This window comes from Alistipes sp. dk3624 (assembly GCF_009557455.1).
In the GTDB taxonomy this organism is placed as follows: Bacteria; Bacteroidota; Bacteroidia; order Bacteroidales; family Rikenellaceae; genus Alistipes_A; species Alistipes_A hominis.
On sequence record NZ_CP045651.1, the window covers coordinates 347,371 to 365,848 of the forward strand.

The 18,478-nt window shown below is 56.6% G+C and carries 16 protein-coding genes; 11 read left to right on the plus strand and 5 right to left on the minus strand.

Going from position 1 to position 18,478, the window contains the following annotated elements:
- The first annotated feature begins 138 nt into the window (after positions 1–138).
- The 4 genes from GFH31_RS01595 (at position 139) to GFH31_RS01610 (ending at position 3,220) form a co-directional block, all read left to right on the plus strand.
- A complete protein-coding gene (locus GFH31_RS01595; protein ID WP_153498397.1) occupies positions 139–1,158 on the plus strand; it encodes a dehydrogenase in 1,020 nt (339 codons plus the stop codon).
- Complete coding sequence (locus GFH31_RS01600) at positions 1,146–1,871, plus strand: nucleotidyltransferase family protein (protein WP_228385777.1); 726 nt, start codon at positions 1,146–1,148, stop codon at positions 1,869–1,871. Before GFH31_RS01595 ends, GFH31_RS01600 begins: the two co-directional genes overlap by 13 nt.
- Positions 1,868–2,404: a D-glycero-alpha-D-manno-heptose-1,7-bisphosphate 7-phosphatase gene (locus tag GFH31_RS01605; protein ID WP_118457258.1), complete on the plus strand. Its 537-nt coding sequence runs from the start codon at positions 1,868–1,870 to the stop codon at positions 2,402–2,404. Before GFH31_RS01600 ends, GFH31_RS01605 begins: the two co-directional genes overlap by 4 nt.
- A 156-nt stretch (positions 2,405–2,560) precedes the next feature.
- The gene (locus tag GFH31_RS01610) at positions 2,561–3,220 is read left to right on the plus strand and encodes a DUF3575 domain-containing protein (RefSeq protein ID WP_153498396.1); all 660 of its coding nucleotides are present in this window, start codon (positions 2,561–2,563) and stop codon (positions 3,218–3,220) included.
- Here the strand turns inward: GFH31_RS01610 and GFH31_RS01615 are convergent, their stop codons facing one another.
- Positions 3,221–3,745 carry an HdeD family acid-resistance protein gene (locus GFH31_RS01615; protein WP_055205923.1) on the minus strand — a complete coding sequence of 175 codons (525 nt, stop codon included), beginning with the start codon at positions 3,743–3,745 and terminating at the stop codon, positions 3,221–3,223. It lies immediately after the preceding gene.
- A 338-nt stretch (positions 3,746–4,083) separates the two neighbouring features.
- On the opposite strand from GFH31_RS01615, the gene trpB reads away from it, so the two are divergent.
- From trpB to trpA, 7 genes are read left to right on the plus strand one after another with little or no spacing between them, the layout of a single operon-like run.
- Complete coding sequence (gene trpB / locus GFH31_RS01620) at positions 4,084–5,286, plus strand: tryptophan synthase subunit beta (protein WP_055205925.1); 1,203 nt, start codon at positions 4,084–4,086, stop codon at positions 5,284–5,286.
- Positions 5,267–6,673 (plus strand): anthranilate synthase component I family protein, encoded by a 1,407-nt coding sequence (locus tag GFH31_RS01625; protein WP_153498395.1) that lies wholly within the window; start codon positions 5,267–5,269, stop codon positions 6,671–6,673. The genes trpB and GFH31_RS01625 overlap by 20 nt, the downstream gene beginning before the upstream one ends.
- Before the next feature lie 4 nt (positions 6,674–6,677).
- Entirely contained in the window at positions 6,678–7,241 is a 564-nt protein-coding gene (locus tag GFH31_RS01630; protein ID WP_055205929.1) for an anthranilate synthase component II, read from the plus strand.
- A gap of 17 nt (positions 7,242–7,258) precedes the next feature.
- Positions 7,259–8,254 carry an anthranilate phosphoribosyltransferase gene (gene trpD, locus GFH31_RS01635; RefSeq protein WP_153498394.1) on the plus strand — a complete coding sequence of 332 codons (996 nt, stop codon included), beginning with the start codon at positions 7,259–7,261 and terminating at the stop codon, positions 8,252–8,254.
- 4 nt (positions 8,255–8,258) lie between these two features.
- Positions 8,259–9,044: an indole-3-glycerol phosphate synthase TrpC gene (gene trpC / locus GFH31_RS01640; protein ID WP_101573259.1), complete on the plus strand. Its 786-nt coding sequence runs from the start codon at positions 8,259–8,261 to the stop codon at positions 9,042–9,044.
- Between the two features lie 4 nt (positions 9,045–9,048).
- Positions 9,049–9,663, plus strand: coding sequence for a phosphoribosylanthranilate isomerase (locus GFH31_RS01645; RefSeq protein ID WP_101573261.1), 615 nt, complete (start codon positions 9,049–9,051; stop codon positions 9,661–9,663).
- A 6-nt stretch (positions 9,664–9,669) separates the two neighbouring features.
- Positions 9,670–10,443, plus strand: coding sequence for a tryptophan synthase subunit alpha (trpA, locus tag GFH31_RS01650; protein WP_153498393.1), 774 nt, complete (start codon positions 9,670–9,672; stop codon positions 10,441–10,443).
- Between the two features lie 20 nt (positions 10,444–10,463).
- Here trpA and GFH31_RS12915 read toward each other — a convergent pair whose 3' ends face one another.
- The 4 genes from GFH31_RS12915 to GFH31_RS01665 form a co-directional block, all read right to left on the minus strand.
- On the minus strand, positions 10,464–10,598 hold the full coding sequence (locus GFH31_RS12915; protein ID WP_259335481.1) for a hypothetical protein: 135 nt from the start codon (positions 10,596–10,598) through the stop codon (positions 10,464–10,466).
- 27 nt (positions 10,599–10,625) lie between these two features.
- Complete coding sequence (locus tag GFH31_RS01655) at positions 10,626–11,276, minus strand: HAD family hydrolase (RefSeq protein ID WP_055205939.1); 651 nt, start codon at positions 11,274–11,276, stop codon at positions 10,626–10,628.
- 78 nt (positions 11,277–11,354) lie between these two features.
- Positions 11,355–13,658: a BamA/TamA family outer membrane protein gene (locus GFH31_RS01660; protein WP_101573263.1), complete on the minus strand. Its 2,304-nt coding sequence runs from the start codon at positions 13,656–13,658 to the stop codon at positions 11,355–11,357.
- Positions 13,651–18,396, minus strand: a complete 4,746-nt coding sequence (locus GFH31_RS01665) for a translocation/assembly module TamB domain-containing protein (protein WP_153498392.1) — start codon at positions 18,394–18,396, stop codon at positions 13,651–13,653. The genes GFH31_RS01660 and GFH31_RS01665 overlap by 8 nt, the downstream gene beginning before the upstream one ends.
- Positions 18,397–18,478: the final 82 nt, after the last annotated feature.

Genomic DNA, 18,478 nt, shown 5'->3' on the forward strand with positions numbered 1-18,478 from the left:
CTTGCAATAAGCCATTTAGGCACCTAATCGCATTCCCGGACAAAATGAAATCCGGAAATCCGCGCCGAAGCGGATTTCCGGATTCCGGAGGTCGTGTCGATAAATGCGTTATATTTGTACCTGTCAAAAATCGCAGACATGATTTATCGAAGCAAGGCCCCGCTACGAATCGGCTTCGCCGGCGGAGGAACGGATGTCAGTCCCTATTCGGATATTTACGGCGGAGCCGTCCTGAACGCGACGATCTCCCTCTATGCTCGCGCCAGCATCGAACCGCTGTCCGAACGGAAAATCGTCTTGCAGACGCTCGATCAGGGACTCGCCTCCGAATACGGCCTGCACGGGGATCTGCCGATCGACGGAAATATGGATCTGCTGAAAGCCGTCTGCAATCATTTCCGCAGCCGTCACCGGATCGACGGGGGATTCCGCTTGTGCACCTATGTGGACGCTCCGGCCGGATCGGGACTCGGATCGTCGTCGACGCTGGCGGTAGCCATTGCCGGTGCATTCGTAGAGTGGCTCAGGCTGCCGTTGGGCAGTTACGATATCGCCAGTCTGGCCTACCGGATCGAACGGGGCGAACTGGGGATGGCCGGCGGAAAGCAGGATCAGTACGCCGCCACGTTCGGAGGCTTCAATTACATGGAATTTTTCAAGGACGATAAAGTGATCGTCAATCCGCTCCGGGTGGACAAGGCTTGCACGAACGAACTGGAGAACAATCTGTTACTTTTTTACACATCGCAAAGCAGGATCTCCGCCAGAATCATCGAAGAGCAGCAGCGCAACGTGACGAACAACGACAGGGACTCCGTCGGGGCGATGCATGTCATCAAAGAGCAGGCGACCGAAATGAAGGAAGCGCTGCTGACCGGACGGATCGACCGGATCGGGGAGTTGCTGCACGAAGGGTTCGTCTACAAAAAAAAGATGGCCTCTTCGATATCGAACCCGCTGATCGACCGGATCTACGAAACGGCGCTCGAAGCCGGCGCGCTGGGCGGCAAGGTACTCGGAGCCGGCGGCGGCGGGTTCATGGTCTTCTATTGCCCGGATTTCAAGCGCTACCAGGTCATGCAGTCGCTCGCCCCGTTCAACGGGATTTTCAAAACTTATCAATTCGTAAAAGACGGTTTATTTACATGGAGTATATGAGTATGGAACAACGCGAAGGAATCGTACTGGCGGGAGGCCTCGGAACGCGCCTGCGCAGCGTGGTCAGCGATCTGCCCAAATGCATGGCGCCCGTGGCAGGACGTCCGTTTTTATACTATTTGTTAAAATATATGGAAGTCCGGCGCTTTACGCGCGTGGTACTCGCCCTCGGCTACATGCACGAATCGGTACAGCGGTGGCTCGCCGGCGAAAAATGGGATTTTGAGATACGCTGCTCGCTGGAGGAAACTCCTCTGGGAACGGGCGGAGCCGTCCGGCAGGCGCTGAGCCGGACGGACGGAGACGAAGTCTATATCCTGAACGGGGACACGTTCTTCGACGTCGATACGGACGAAATGGCCCGCGTACACCGGGCGAGCGGAGCCGCCGCGACGATCGCGCTGAAACCGATGACCGATTTCTCGCGTTACGGCGTAGTCGAAACCGCTCCGCAGGGGAGGATCGTCGCGTTCCGCGAAAAAAAATACTGCCCGCGCGGACAGATCAACGGCGGCGTCTACCTGGTCGACAAAAAATCGGGACTGCTGGACTTCCCGTCCGAACGGTTCTCGTTCGAAACGGATATTTTGCAGCAACGAGTGCGGGATTGTCTGCTCACCGGATATGCGAGCGACGGTTATTTCATCGACATCGGCATTCCTGAAGATTACGAAAAAGCCGATACGGATTTCAAAACGCTGTTTCCGCGATGACCGTGCAAACCGCTTTCGACACGCTGTTTCTGGATAGGGACGGGGTCATCAACGTACTGCGTCCGCACGATTACGTCAAATCGTGGGACGAATTCGAATTTACCGATGGAGCGATCGAAGCGCTGAGGATGCTGAGTCCGCTTTTCCGGCATATCGTCGTCGTCACCAATCAGCGCGGCGTCGGGAAAGGAGTGATGACCGAAGAGGCCCTGCGGACGATCCACCGGAGAATGATCGAAGCGGTCGCCGCCGGCGGAGGCCGGATCGACGCCGTTTACTACTGTGCCGACCGGAACGAAGACAGCCCGAACCGGAAGCCGAATACCGGTATGGCCTTGCAAGCCCGCAGGGACTTTCCGGACATCGATTTTTCGAAGACCATACTGGTCGGCGACAGCGGCAGCGACATGGAGTTCGGCCGGAGAATCGGAGCCCGAACGGTGCTGATACATCCGGACGATCCCGCCGCGGCGCTCGGATCCTTGTACGATTTTTCGCTGCGGTACTGCGAAGAACACGGTTCTGGAGTTTAAAAAACGCGAAACCGCTCGGATCATACCGCAGCCGAATCTCTCCTGCGGTCGAATTACGGAGAAGCAGATATTCCGAACGAGCAAAAACATTGTCGATCCGGATCTTATGCGTACATTTGTTCCGTAAACGAATCCGATCCATAACAGCCCCTTTGCATGAAACCGATCCTGAAGACTCTTTTGATCCTGTTCGCGTTATCGCTGCCGACGCAGCGGCTCGACGCTCAGATCTACGCGAAACTGAACGGCCTTTACGCCCTGGTGGGCGTTATCAATCCGGCCGTGGAATTCACCGTTTCTCCGAAATCGACTTTCCAGACCGAAATCGTTTTTTCTCCCTGGAAATACGTCAACGACCACGGTGTCGACAAGCCGATGAAATTCGGAATTCTCATGACCGAATACCGCCGCTATTTCAAGCAACACAACTGGGGCTGGTATCTCGGCGCCAACATGGGTATGATGGGATTCAAAATGTCGAAACCGCAGTTTTCGGACGGCTGGTTCCTCGAAAACCGGTACAGCAAAGGGTACGGGATGATGATCGGTATCTGCGGCGGCTTCGAATACCAGTTCGCCGACCGTTGGCTGCTGGACGCCTATTTCGGATGGTCATACATGCTAAGCTGGTACAACGGTTATAGCCTCGACGGCACGATCGACCTGTATCCCCACCGTCCCGTACAACTCGAAAAGCCCGATCCGTTCAATGGCTCGCACGAGTGGCTGCCGAACAAGATCGGGGTGTCGATCGGATTCATGATCTTCAACCCGGCGCGCCGGGGACGCACGGGAAGTTCCTGCGCCGTAAGATAGTTATTCCGTTTTCGGCTTTCTGAACCGGAATCCGTTGATCAAACCGGATATCCCGTAAACCATGCTGGTAATGCCGAACAGAATGAACGCCGTTTCGGCGACGCTGAACGGGTCGAACAGGATGACGATTCCGCAGATCAGGATCAGTACCGGCACCACGTAGAAGAAACCGGGCACCTGCGTCCACCGGCGGGCCGAAGCCAGCGATGCGATTTGCTGAATCCCGGCTATCACCAGCAGCGCTCCGAGCACATACATCAGGATGTTGACGAAAAAGGCGGGCATCACGATCAGCCACAGCCCGAACAGCGCGCTTCCGGCGCCTTCGATCGGGAACGCCGCATCGGGATAACGTTCTTTATCGCGCATCAGATAACCGATCATCGCGATCAGGCCCGGCACCAGGAACAGCACGCCGATTACGATGACCAGATAATTGATCGTGGCGGCCGGCCACAAAACCAGAATCAGTCCCAGCACGATGGCGAAGATGCTCCGCAGGGCCGGATTATTGACGACTTTCATAATTTTTTCGGTTTTATCAGATTGTTGAAACGAATATACTGCCAATCATGGAGATAATCAAGGGATCGGTCGGTTTTTCGTATCAATAGATCGGTTTTTTACAAAAATGTTTTTGATTTTTTAAAACTATTCCTACCTTTGAACCGTAAACAGAAACGAAAATGAAAGCATTCCGTTTGAATAATTGGTGGTGGCGCATCCTACAACTTCCTCAGTCGTAAGGTTGCGGACTCGCGTATCTGTTCAAAACGAAACCAAAGATAACAAAGAGCCCTGTCGTACTTACGACAGGGCTCTTTCCGTATGACGACTAAAACAAAATCATAAAAACGAAACCGATGAAAACATTTCAAGTAGACGAAAACGGCTATTACGGCAGGTTCGGCGGGGCTTACGTTCCCGAAATTCTTTACCGATGCGTAAAAAACCTGCAAGACAACTACCTGACCGTTATGCAGTCGGAAGCGTTCCGCCGCGAATTCGATCAACTGCTGCGCGACTATGTCGGTCGCCCTTCCCCGCTCTATTTCGCACAGCGCCTGTCCGAACGGTACGGCTGCAGGATCTACCTCAAACGCGAAGACCTGAACCATACCGGAGCGCACAAGATCAACAATACGATCGGACAGATCCTGATCGCGCAACAGATGGGCAAAACCCGTATCATCGCCGAAACGGGTGCAGGGCAGCACGGTGTGGCTACCGCTACGGTCTGCGCGCTGAAAAACATGCGGTGCATCGTCTACATGGGCAAGACCGACGTAGAACGTCAGTATACGAATGTGCAGAAAATGAAAATGTTGGGCGCCGAAGTGCGCCCGGTCACTTCGGGCAACATGACGCTGAAGGACGCCACGAACGAGGCAATCCGCGACTGGTGCTGCCACCCGACCGACACGCACTACATCATCGGCTCGACGGTCGGCCCTCACCCTTACCCCGATATGGTGGCCCGGCTACAATCGGTCATCAGCGAGGAGATCCGCAAACAACTGCAGCAGCAGGAATGCCGCGACTATCCGGACTACCTGATAGCCTGTGTCGGCGGCGGCAGCAATGCGGCCGGAACAATTTACCACTACATCGACGACCGGCGCGTGAAGATCGTACTGGCCGAGGCCGGTGGAAAAGGCGTCGACTCGGGATTGTCGGCTGCAACCATTCATTTAGGCGAAGAGGGTATTATTCATGGGGCCAGAACACTGGTCATGCAGAACGAGGACGGACAGATCGAAGAGCCCTACTCGATCTCGGCCGGATTGGATTATCCGGGCATCGGTCCGGTTCACGCGAACCTCGCCGCGCAAAAGCGGGCGACCGTGCTGGCTGTCAACGACGACGAAGCGCTGTATGCCGCATTCGAACTGACGCGTCTGGAAGGTATCATCCCGGCCCTGGAATCGGCCCACGCGCTGGGCGCGTTGCCGAAAATGCATTTCAAACCGGAAGACGTCGTCGTGTTGACCGTATCCGGCCGGGGCGACAAAGATATCGAAACCTATATCAAACAAATGAAAAACGATGAAAACATTTCGTTATAAAACCGCCTGCAAGCAGGTTCTGGGGGATCTGCATACGCCGGTAAGCATCTACCTGAAAGTCCGCGACATCTATCCGCAGTCGGCCCTGCTGGAGAGTTCCGATTTCCATGCCGGCGAAAATTCGCTCTCTTATATCGCGCTGTGTCCGCTGGCCAGCTTCGGCGTGAACGGCGATGTTTGTACGATGTTTTTCCCCGACCGCACGGTATTCCGCGAGCCGGTCGGCGAATCGCTCTCCGTGACCGACGCGCTGAACGCATTCCTGAAAAAATTCCGGATCGAAGGCGAACAGGCCGAACGCTGCGGCCTGTTCGGATACACGGCATTCGACGCCGTCAAATACTTCGAGAAGATCCCGGTGATCGAAAGCCACGACGCGCAGAACGATGCGCCGGACATAATGTATATCCTTTATAAATACTTATTAGTATTCAATCATTTCAAGAATGAATTGATGTTGATCGAGCTACTCTCGGACGGCGAAAATACGCGTCTGCACGAAATCGAAAGCGTGATCGGCAACCGCAATTTCGCTTCCTACGACTTCTCGTTGCGAGGGAAAGAATACAGCACGATCACCGACGAGCAATACCAGGAATTCGTTCGCAGGGGAGTCGCCCACTGCCGCCGCGGAGACGTTTTCCAGATCGTACTGTCGCGGCGATTCGTGCAGCCGTATGCCGGGGACGACTTCAAAGTCTACCGCGCGCTGCGCAGCGTCAACCCGTCGCCCTACCTTTTCTATTTCAATTTCGGAGGGTTTCGCATTTTCGGATCGTCGCCGGAAACCCACTGCAAAGTGCAGAACGGCCGCGCCAGTATCGATCCGATCGCCGGTACGACCCGGCGCACCGGCGACGCGCTGAAAGACAAGCAACTGGCCGACGCGCTGCTGCGGGATCCGAAGGAGAACGCCGAACACGTGATGCTCGTCGATCTCGCCCGCAACGACCTGAGCCGCAACGCCGTAAACGTGAAAGTAGATTTCTATAAGGAGCCGCAATATTACAGCCACGTGATCCATCTGGTTTCGCGCGTCAGCGGCGTGATCGAACCGGACAGCAACCCGGTTCAAACATTCGTCGACACCTTCCCCGCCGGCACGCTGAGCGGCGCGCCGAAAGTCCGCGCCATGCAGTTGATCTCCGAGATCGAACCGCACAGCCGGGGCGCCTACGGCGGCTGCATCGGATTTATCGGACTGGACGGCAACTTGAACCAGGCGATCACGATCCGCACGCTGGTCAGCCGCAACAACGAACTATGGTATCAGGCCGGAGCCGGGATCGTCGCACAGAGTATCCCGGAAAACGAGCTGCAGGAGGTGAATAACAAACTCCGCGCGCTGAAAAATGCGATCGATATCGCCGTCAACCTTAAAAACTAATGCCATGAAAATACTTTTGTTCGACAATTACGACTCGTTTACTTACAACCTGTTGCATATCCTGAAAGAGTTCGGCGCGGACACGGAGGTTTTCCGCAACGACCGGATTACGCTCGATGAGGTCGCGCGATTCGACAAGATCATCCTGTCGCCGGGACCCGGCATTCCGCAGGAGGCCGGCATCCTGCTGCCGCTGATCGAACGTTATGCCGCCGAAAAAAGCATTCTCGGGGTCTGCCTCGGCGAGCAGGCGATCGGCCAGGCATTCGGCGGGACGCTCGAAAACCTCGAAAACGTCTATCACGGAGTGCAGACCCCGATCAGGCTGCTGGCCGCCGATTATATCTTCGACGGACTGGAATCGGAAATGCAGGTAGGACGCTACCACTCGTGGGTCGTACGACGCGACACGCTGCCGGACTGTCTCGAAGTGACGGCCGAAGACGCCGACGGACGGATCATGGGATTGCGCCACACACGCTACGACGTGCACGGCGTGCAGTTTCACCCCGAATCGGTGCTTACGCCGCGGGGCTGTGCGATCATCGAAAATTTCATTCGTCATTAATCATCTGATATAAAGCCATGAAAGAGATCCTATATAAACTTTTCGAACACCAATATCTGGGACGAAAAGAAGCGCGGGAGATCCTGCAGGGAATCACGCAGGGCAAATACAACGACGCGCAGATCGCCTCGTTGATTACGGTATTTCTAATGCGCAGTATTTCGGTCGAGGAACTGATCGGATTCCGCGAAGCGTTGCTGGAAATGCGGATTCCGGTCGACCTGAACGAATTCGGGCCGATCGACATCGTCGGAACCGGCGGCGACGGCAAGAACACGTTCAACGTTTCGACCTGCGCCTGTTTCGTCGTGGCGGGAGCCGGCTATCCGGTCGTCAAACACGGCAATTACGGCGCGACATCGGTCAGCGGAGCGAGCAACGTGATGGAACAGCACGACGTGAAATTTACGGCCGATAACGATTCCCTGCGTCGGTCGCTCGAACGGTGCAACATCGCTTACCTGCACGCCCCGCTGTTCAATCGGGCGCTGAAAGCCGTCGCCCCGATCCGCAAGGCGCTCGGCGTTCGCACCTTTTTCAACATGCTGGGCCCGTTAGTCAACCCGGTGATGCCGACATACCAGTTGCTCGGAGTCTACAACCTGCCGTTGCTGCGCCTGTACAATTACACGTATCAGGAGAGCGGGACGCAATTCGCCGTCGTGCACAGCCTCGACGGATACGACGAGATTTCGCTGACGTCGGATTTCAAAGTGGCCATGCCGGACAGCGAAAAGCTCTATTCGCCCGAAGAACTCGGATTCGCGCGCTGTCGGGAAGCCGACCTGTACGGCGGCGACACTCCGGAAGAAGCCGCCGCCATTTTCGATCGGGTATTACAGGGCACGGCTACGCCGGCGCAGTCCAATTGCGTAATTGCAAACGCGGCCTTCGCGATCCGGGTAATGCGTCCCGAAAAGTCGATCGATACCTGCATCGCCGAAGCCCGCGAGTCGCTCGCGGCGGGAAAAGCCCTGCATACATTCGAAAAATTCGTCGAACTGAACAGCTAATACGATGAAAGACATCTTACAGGAGATTATTGCAGCCAAACGGATTGCCGTGGAACAACTCAAACGGACGGCCGACCGGAGCGCATTGGAACGTAAAATAGACGAGAACCGTTCGCACAGGTCGATGCGCGAAGCGCTCGCGGCATCGACCTCGGGCATCATCGCCGAATTCAAACGGCGGTCCCCATCGAAAGGATGGATTAACCGGGAGGCCGATGTCCGCACGGTCGCGTCCGATTACCAGGCCAACGGAGCCGCCGCCCTGTCGATCCTAACCGATACGCCCTATTTCGGAGGTTCGGCCGAAGACCTGATCGCAGCCCGTCCGCAGATCGACATTCCGATTCTGCGTAAGGATTTTACGATCGACGAATTTCAGCTTTACGAGAGCCGGGCGATCGGGGCCGACGCGGTATTGCTGATCGCAGCGGCGCTACCGCTCGCCCGTTGCCGGGAACTGGCGGCGACAGCGCATCGGCTAGGACTGGAAGTATTACTTGAGATACACAGCGAAAAGGAGCTGGATTACATCTCGGACGAAGTCGATATGATCGGCGTCAACAACCGCAATTTAGGTACGTTCGACACTCGCGTCGGGAACTCGTTCCGGCTGGCAGGACAGCTACCGCAAGACCGGCTGTTGGTGTCCGAAAGCGGAATTTCGGATCCGGAAACCGTGAAGAAACTGCGCGAAGCGGGTTTCCGGGGCTTCCTGATCGGCGAGAATTTCATGAAAACTGCCGACCCCGGATACGGACTCGACACATTTATTAAAACTTTAAATCTATAAAACCATGATCTTTAAGGTGTGCGGAATGCGCGATCCGGAAAATATCCGGCGGATCGACCTAAGCGGGGCCGACTGGATGGGATTCGTTTTTTATCCCCCGTCGCCGCGTCGGGTGGAAAGCCTGCCCGCATTCATGCCGGAATACGCCCGGCGGGTCGGAGTTTTCGTTGACGAGCCCGTGGAAAATATTCAGGTACGCGCAAAGGAGTTCGGACTGGATTACCTGCAACTGCACGGTTCGGAATCGCCCGACGACTGCCTCCGACTGCAAGATCGGGGACTCCGTGTTATCAAAGCGTTCCGGATCGGGACGGCGGGCGACCTCGAAGCGACCGCCGCTTACGAAGCCGCCTGTTCCTACTTCCTTTTCGATACGAAAACCCCGGCCTACGGCGGTTCCGGAAAAACTTTCGACTGGACGGTACTCGACGCTTACCGCGGCCAAACGCCGTTCCTGCTCAGCGGCGGCATCGGCCCGGAACACGTCCGGGCTTTGAAGGCGTTCCGTCACGACCGGCTGGTCGGATACGACCTAAACAGCCGATTCGAACAGGCTCCGGGTATCAAAGACGTCGAAAAAATAACGCGATTTATTCAGGATATGAAATGTAAAAAATAAGAAAACATGAACAGAATCAATCGACTTTTCAGCCATGCGGATAAAAAACTGTTATCCGTCTATTTTTGCGCCGGCTACCCTACCGCCGACAGCACCGCCGGGATTATCCGCGCCCTCGAAAACAGGGGAATCGACCTGATCGAAATCGGCATCCCGTTCAGCGATCCGATGGCCGACGGAGAAGTGATCCAGCACGCAGCCACGCAGGCTCTTCGGAACGGCATGAGCCTGAAACGATTGTTCGGGCAGCTTTCGGACATCCGGAAAACCGTCGAAATCCCGTTGATCCTGATGGGTTATCTGAACCCGGTGCTTCGGTTCGGGTTCGAAAACTTTTGCCGGAAATGCGTCGAATACGGCATCGACGGATGCATCATCCCCGACCTGCCGTTCCAGGAGTATCAGCAGCATTACCGCAGCATCGCCGAACGCTACGGCCTCAAAGTGATCATGTTGATCACACCGGAGACCAGCGACGAACGTATCCGGCTGATCGACAGCAATACGGACGGCTTCATCTACATGGTTTCATCGAGCGCCACGACCGGAGCGCAACAGGACTTCGACGCCCGGAAACAGGATTATTTCCGCCGGATCGACGCAATGCGGCTGCGTAACCCGCGGATGATCGGATTCGGAATTTCGAACCGTGCGACGCTGCAAGCCGCTTACGACCATGCGTCCGGCGCCATTGTCGGCAGTAAATTCGTTTCGCTGCTCGGCGAGACGAATACGCCGGAGCAAGCGATCGAACGCCTGCTGGAAACACTCGAAAAATAAACGATCCGGGAAGCGAACGATCAGCCGTGCGACGGAACTTTTGTTCGCGCGGCCGATCGTTTCACCCGTTCGTACAGGTGCGCGATCTCCGTACGGGCGAACACGTGCTCCGTCAGTGCATCCAACGCTGCAAATGCCACGGGCGTAATAGGCACTGTTTTCGACGCAGCGGAAACACTGTTCTAAAGGATTTCGAGCAACCGATCCGGCTCGTCGATGATGTATTTCGCGCCGTGTTCCTCAAGTTCCGCGCGCGGACGGAATCCCCACGTAACGCCGACCGAACGCAATCCGCTGTTGGCCGCGGTCAACATATCGACTTTGGAATCGCCCACATAAAGGGTTTCCGTTTTTTTGCAGCCCGTTTCGCAAAGAATGTCGAACACGATGGTCGGATCGGGTTTCGGCTCGATTCCTTCCCGTTGGCCAAGCACGACGCAAAACGTACCCGCCGGGAAATAACGGTCGATCAGTTTGGCGGTGGCCGCCTGATATTTGTTCGACGCGACGGCCATACGGACGCCCCGTTCCGCGATTTTCCCCACCAGCGATTCGATCCCCGGATAGGGCCGGGTACGATCGGTATTGTGTTCCGAGTAATAGTCCACGAAATCCCGCCGCACCCGCATGACGGTCTCTTCGTCTCGCGCCGCTTCGGGCAGGGCGCGTTCGACCAGCCGGGTAATGCCGTTGCCGACGAAATAACGGTATGCCGAACGTTCATGCGCCGGATAGCCGTTCTGTTGCAGCGCATGGTTCGTAGCGGCAGCCAGATCGTCGATCGTATCGAGCAGCGTCCCGTCAAGGTCGAATATAACCAGTTTGGTATCCATGAAAATCAGATTTATCCTGCAAAAGTAGCCTTTTGCAGAGAGCTATCCTAACGATCCGGCGAAAAACAGCCTTCCGGATCAGAACGGATACCCGATCGCCACGTGGAATCCGAGTCCGTCCTTGAATTTCGAAATGTTGTAATACCCCGGCTTGTCGGGATTCGGATAAGGGGTGTGCAGCGCAATGCCGAGATCGGCGCGCAATACCAGGTAGCTGATGTCGTAACGGAGCCCGAACCCGGTTCCGAGCGCGATCTCGTTGAAGAAACCGCGCCATTTGAGCACGCCGCCCGGACGGTTCGGATCGTTTTTGAGCAGCCAGATATTCCCGGCATCCAGAAATACGGCTCCGCCCAGCCGCCCCATAATCCCGAAACGGAATTCCACATTGGCTTCCAGCTTGAAATCGCCGGTCTGGTCGAGATAACTGTTGCGGTCGTTCTGGGCCGGATGATAACTGCCGGGGCCGATCGAACGGATCGTAAACGCCCGGATGCTGTTGGCCCCGCCGATATAAAATTGTTCGCTGTACGGCATGACGCTCGAATTGCCGTAGGCATACCCGGCTCCGACCAGAAAACGGTAAGCGAGCCAGTTGTTCTTATCGCCGAGCTTCTGGTAAAACTTCACCTCGTTCACATCTTTGATAAACTGCGAGAACTGGTTATTGAACAGCCGTTTGGTTCCGTGCTGACCGCAGGCTTCCCAAATCGCGTACAGCAGGTTGCCCGCCGAGGTGACGGTGTTCTGCCAGAAAAAACGGTTGCGCCGGTACGTCCGGTCGTACGTGTAGGAATAGCTCATCGCCGGAATAAACTGATCTCTGAAACTCAATGCGATGGCCGGGTTCTCGTCCATCGTCTGGTCGAACGATTCGGTCGTATGGAGCAGGTTGTTGTACGAGAGCTTCAGCAGCGAAAGGGAGTGGTAGCTGTACGGCGAAGTCTGGAAATTATAACCTATCGACCCGCTGAAAGAGATCAACTGGAAGAACTTCGGCCGGTTCATCAAATCGACGCCCAACTGGAAAGATGTGCTGGACGGATAGCGGCTGCCTTTGGTGATAAACCGCGGCAGCAGCAACCGTTGCACATTCAGCGTAGCGTTCAGGCCGAATTCGTACGAATTGAGCAACGACGTTTTGGCGCCGCCCGAGTTTTTATTGCCGGTTTCCCATTCGTAGTTGCCGTTCAGCCGCAACGAGAGTATCTCGCCGCCCCGGAACAGGTTGTTGTTGCTGACTTTGAAGGCCAGTCCCGGGCCCAGGAAGCTGTTCGACTTCGAAGTGACGTTCATCTCCAGTTCCGCTTCGAGCGGATAATCGAATCCGGCAGACAAATAGACGTTCAGCGTATCTTTGCCGTCCAGCGAGTCCAGCGGCGTGACGCCGAGGTTCACCGAACGGAAAATGCCGAGTTTATTCAGGTTGGACAACGTCGTATTCTGAGCGTTCACCGTAAACAGGTCGCCCGTTTTCATCGTAATGGATTTCGCCAGCAACTTCGGCCGGATCTTCAGCGGTTTCTGGTAAACGACCGTCTGGCCGGGCAAGTGCAGCGTGTCGGGCGCTCCGCCGCGGATATTTTGCAGCGATACGGTGATGCGTCCCACCCGGTACGGAACCAGCGCCGGGGCCGGAATCCCGGGAGTCAGCCTCATCCGCAGATCGACGCGGTTTTTCTGTTGCGTCGTATCGGCTTGATAATCGATGTATTCCGGTCGGAAATAATAATAACCACGATTTCGCAACACGTTCGTAATCCGGGTTCGTTCGGCCGACAGCGTATCGGTATTGTACTGCGCGCCCACGCGTAGCAGCGAGGTGCTTTCGAGGCTGTCGACCAAACGAGCCATCCCTTCCTGTACCTGCGGATAGCGAATTTCCATGTAGACCGAAGGCTGTCCGACCCGGATCGAATAGCTGATTTTCGCCTTTTTCGGATTACGGCGCGGCAGCAGTTCGTAACCCGCGTCCGCATCGAAATAGCCGTAATTGCCCAGCACGTCGTCGACATATTTCGTCCGGATTTCGGGCTGCACTTTCGAAACCAGCACAGGCTGTTTCGAGAGCTTCCGGTACAGCCAATATTTAAACCCCTTCTCTTTGGGCGTGTAAAGATGGTTGTAAGCCCATAAACCGACCGGGAGCGGAGTGCGTATATACGGGGAGTATAACGGATTGTTCGGTTTTACCGAAAGCGGAGCTTTAATGGCCGATTCTACGGTCGAAGAGAGCTCTACGCCCGAATCGGGACGGATCGCTATCTTCTTGACGCCGGTGTACAACACCTCGTCCTGCCCCAGCCGACTGGTCGTCGAACAACCGGCGGCCGAAAGCGCGACGGCGATCCCGATGATTCCGTAACGAACGATTCTATTCATGGGGCGACTGTTTTGGAGGGGTTTGCGGCTGAACTTTATTGCGCATGATGCGGAACAGGTCGCCGAGTTTGAGCATCTTCTTTCGGATGACAAAACCCACGCCGGTTTCGGTGATCTCGCCTTCCAGAATACTTTCGTACCCGGTATGCCTGAATATTTTCAGGAACATGTTGTCGCGTTTGGTCAACTGGTACTCCAGCGCCACGTCGTCGATCAGGTTCTCTTTCAGGTTCTCGGTCGGATCGGCGTCGGTGCTGAACTTGCCGCCGATCACCGCCTTCACGCGGTTGTTGAACAGACTTTTCGAAAGCTGGTACGAGTAATCCGTCCGGGAATTGACGCCGCCGGAGGCCGCGTCGTCGTAGGTATCGATTCCGAAACTCAGGTCGACTCCCTTCAGGCTGTTCGAGGCCCACTGGTTCAGTTCCTTTTCGATGAACGAATTCAGCGGATTCGCCGAATTGACCTTAGCCGTCGTGCCGGGGCCGGAATACGTATTGTACACCAACAGACTCATCGCCTGCGTAGCCCGTTGTTCGGCGGTCAGCGACGAAAGCTGGTTCTGGATCGTCAGGTCTTCCGGAGCCGACAGGTCGAACGTCACGGAAAGGTTTTCGAGCGTATTGCGGATATTGATGCTGATGTTGAAATTGACCGGACGACTGGAACCCTGTCCGTCGTCGGCCGTAACGCTGGTGCGTACCGTTTCGACGGCCGTGATGTTCAATGTCGGGTCGGCGATCTGGCCGATCCACTCGACGTAACTGCCCTGCGTAATCTTGAAAATTTTCTGGGAGATCACGGGCGGATTGTAACGGACGGTTCCGCCGGTCACTACGTATTTCCCCGAAAAACGGCTGTCGCCGAGACGGTTCATCGAATAGGTCAGGTTTCCGCCTCCCTGCAGGTCGACACGATTCTCCCCGTCCGCCGAAAGGTTGACGGCCATCCGCACCGAATTGTCGACATTGACATTCATCAGGACGTCCATTCCGGCGATATCGAGCACGGGCACCGGCCTGTCCTGCCGTTGAGACACGGTATCGCTGAACGAAACGAACGTAACCATGTTCTGGGCGCGGTTTTTCAGTTCGGGCGGCGCATCCTGCATGACGTAATTGACCTCCGTTCCGCGCAGCAGGTCGACGCTGCCCCGGATCATCAGGTCGTCGATTTCCCCTTTCACCGTGGCCTCCATATCCATATAACCCTGCCCGTATACCATCGACCCTCTGTTCTTCGCGACGTTGATAAACTGGAAATCGGTCGCGGCGATCCGCAAATCCGTCGTAATGTCGGCGAAATCCGCAATGTCCACTTCGCCGTCGATCGTCAGCGGTTTTTTATTCGGGGCGATGATCCGGTAACCCGTAAAACGCACCCGGCTGCTGTCGATCACAATTTTTTCCGTTCCCAACCCGAAAGTCGTACCGATCATAGGCACCTGCACCTGTGTTCCGGCGAAGTGAAGCGCCCCGTCGATCTTGGGTTTTGCGGAAGTTCCGGCCAGGGTCAGTTTGCCTTGCAGCGCACCGGAAAGACGCACGGCGTCTGGCGGCAGGAACGCATTGGCCGGAGCGAGCGGCAGGCCGGGAATCGACACGGTCAGTCCGAGCGGATTCTCCGTATCCCCGCCGCGGTACACGCCGTCCACGCTCAGCGCTTCGGCGCCGTCCAACGAGAGTTTCGCGGAGAGTTGCTGCTGTCGCTGTTCTCCCTGTCCGTAACGGAAGGCCAGCTCGGCGTTTCCGATCCGTTGGTTTTCATACCCCAATTCGGCCAGCGAAACGGAGCCGTTCGCTCCGAACGCACCGCTGCCGACGCGCAGCGACAGATCCGCTCCGAACGTCCCGCTGAAGGGAGGGGCTCCGAGGAACAGTTTCAGCGTCGATGCGATGTCGATCCCCGCGACATGCAACGTTACGGCCCCCGGCTCCGCGCCGGCATCCGACCGAACGGCGAACTGCTGTCCGTCGCGCGTCAGCGAAAAATCGGCGAACAGTTCCCGGTTCAGCCGGTAAGCGATGTAATTGTCCGGATTGACCTGCCAACGGTTGAAACCGAGCATCGGATTTTCGAGCATCCGCACGGCGATCGTACTGTCTTCGAGCGACGCCTTCAGCCCGAAATCGAACCCGCTTTTCCCCTCCCTGTTTTTCTGCAGGAATTTTACCAGCGCCACGTTATCCAGAATATTGCCGTAAACGGCGATCATCGCCGCGTCGTCCATCCGTCCGGGATTGTTCGCCATCCGCAGCAGGTAGTTCAACTGCCTGCCCCGCTGCATCACGCCGAACGTCAGCGTATCCAGCAGCAGATCGCCCGACGCGAACCGGTCGACGCGCAGCCGGGTCGTAAACGGCGTGCTGTCGCCGGACGCGACGTTCAGCGACATCCCGGAAAAACTCATGCCCCGCATCTTCAAAAAGCCGTTCACGACATTGTTCGCGCCGGCGCTACCGGTCAGCCGGAACGGCGGCAGCTGCCGTGCGACCAGCTCCATATCGAGACTCCCCAGCCGAAGCTGCTCCGAAATCAACGCAACCGCACGTCCCGCCTGCTCCGCCAGCGAATCGACCGGAACCGGAGCTGCGAAATCGAGCCGGAAATCGCCCGACTGCACCGCCGCCGCTACCTTTTCGGCAGCTATTTCCGCCGAAACCGACGTTTTGCGAATACGGTTTTCGCGCCATTTGTCCCACAGCACGATTTGGTCGGCGGTCGCTTCGACCCTGCGCGTCCGGGCCGAATCGGACGAAGCGGCCAGATCGAGGGCCACGGATATCGCCGTCTTTTCCGGCGAAAGGTTCATTCGGTACAGGTTGCAGGTATCGACCGTACCCCGCACCGTTACGGCCTGCTGCGTCTGCGTCAGCAGGCCTTCGATATCCAGTCCGAATTTCAGCGCCTCGCTCTCGCCGGTCAGACGGCCTATCAAACGGTGATCCCGCAGCGAAGCATCCAGCGCGATGCCGCCGTAATCGTAACTTCGGTAAATAAAACGGTCGATCCGCACGGCGGCTTCGGCTACGGTCGATGTATGCAACGGATCGAAACCCGAACCGTCGGCCGCCACCCGCATCGTCAGTACGCCCAGCGAATCGTTCGGCAGAAAACGGCCGACCGGGAAACTGTCGCAGATCAGTTCGGCATTATAAAGCTGCTTTTTACCGTTGAATTCCCCCTTTACGGTCGCCGTTCCCGAACCTATCGCAAACGCCGCTACCGGATAAAACGTTCCCTGCCGCATCCGCAGCGAACCTTCCAGCGCCATCTGTTCCGGAATCCGGAGCCGGCGGCGCAGCGCGGTGTCGGGCAGCAGATCCGTCAGAAACTCCAGTCGGCTGAAACTTCCCTTGAAACGGCACAGCCCTTCGATGCGGGACGGATCGGTCGCCGAAGCGACGTCGGCATTCAGGGTAAGCAGCACGTTCCCGGGAACCGCGATCCGGCTGTCTGCGCGCAAGCGTCCGAGGGTTCCCGCGAAATCGCCGGACAGTTCGAGCGAACGCGTCGACAACATCTGTCGTATATTCTTATCCGCAACGGGCAAGACCGCCTGTAACTCGCGCAACGCCACCTTTGCCTCCAACCGCAGGTTTACGCGCGCGTCCGGAGCGAGCGCCAGCGCCGAAGCGTCGGCCCGCAGATCGACATGCAACGACGACTGTCCGGTCGTCAAGCTGAAATCCGACAGAGCGACCTGCGTGCTGTCCATCGAAAAAGCGCCGCTCAAATCGGCTACCTGCAATCCGCTCCGTTCGACGGCCGAAAAACGGCCGATCCCGATCCGTACCGCAGCGCCCCGGTTATAAATCGAGTCGGCCGACAGATTCAACTGCGTCAAGACAAGGTGGTCGAAATCCAGGCCTTCTTTCGGCGCACCCTGCAAGGCGCCGTACGTCACGGCATTGTCGGATAACCGCAACCGGTTCACCGCGATCGTCCACGGTTCCGTAACCGAATCTGTCGCGGCCGTGCGGACGGTGTCCTGCACCGCCGCGATTTTCGTCGTATCGGTCAGAAAGGAATAACTCCCCCCGTCCAATACGATTTCCGTTACAGCCACCTGCTGCCGCGACAAATCCACCAGGCAGTCGGCCAGATTTCCCTGTTTCAGCAATACGTCGAGTTCGGTAATGCGGGGCTTCGTTTCCATCGAAAAAGCGATGTCGTCCAGCGCGAGTTTACTTACCCGTATTTTCCAGGCAACCGGCTTTCCTTCAGCCGTCGCCGAGGTATCCGACGGGCCCTCTCCGATCGACAGCCGGACGGTTCCTTTTTCCAATTCGATTCCGGAGATATCCGCTACGGAGCCTTTCAGATCGATCCGGTCGGCAGCCAGACTGAAATGCCCGACACGGGCGTACAGACCGAACTGCGCCAGCGAATCGGCATAATTCACCGTCGTCCCGTCGAACCCGAAACGATGTACGACGACTTCGCCGCGCAGCAACGGCCACAGGGCGACGTCCGCCTCGAGCCGGGTACAGTAGGCCATCGTATCCAACACCGGGGTAGACACCATCACGTCGTCGACGACCAGCCGCAGCGGAAACGACAGGCGTATCTGGCGTACGGACAGGCGCATTTCGGTATTCCGGGCCACGTAAGACTCGGCCTGCCGACGGATAAAATTCTGGATGCCGGGAATATAAAGCAGAAAAGGCAGGACGATCAGCAGAACCAGTCCGCATAAAACGACACGGAACGTATATTTTATAATCTTTTTAAACATCTTATACGGCGGAAACAGGTGCTCCTTAACTAACAATAATTTAGCCAATCCGGAACCAAAACTACAAAATTTTTGCGGGAAA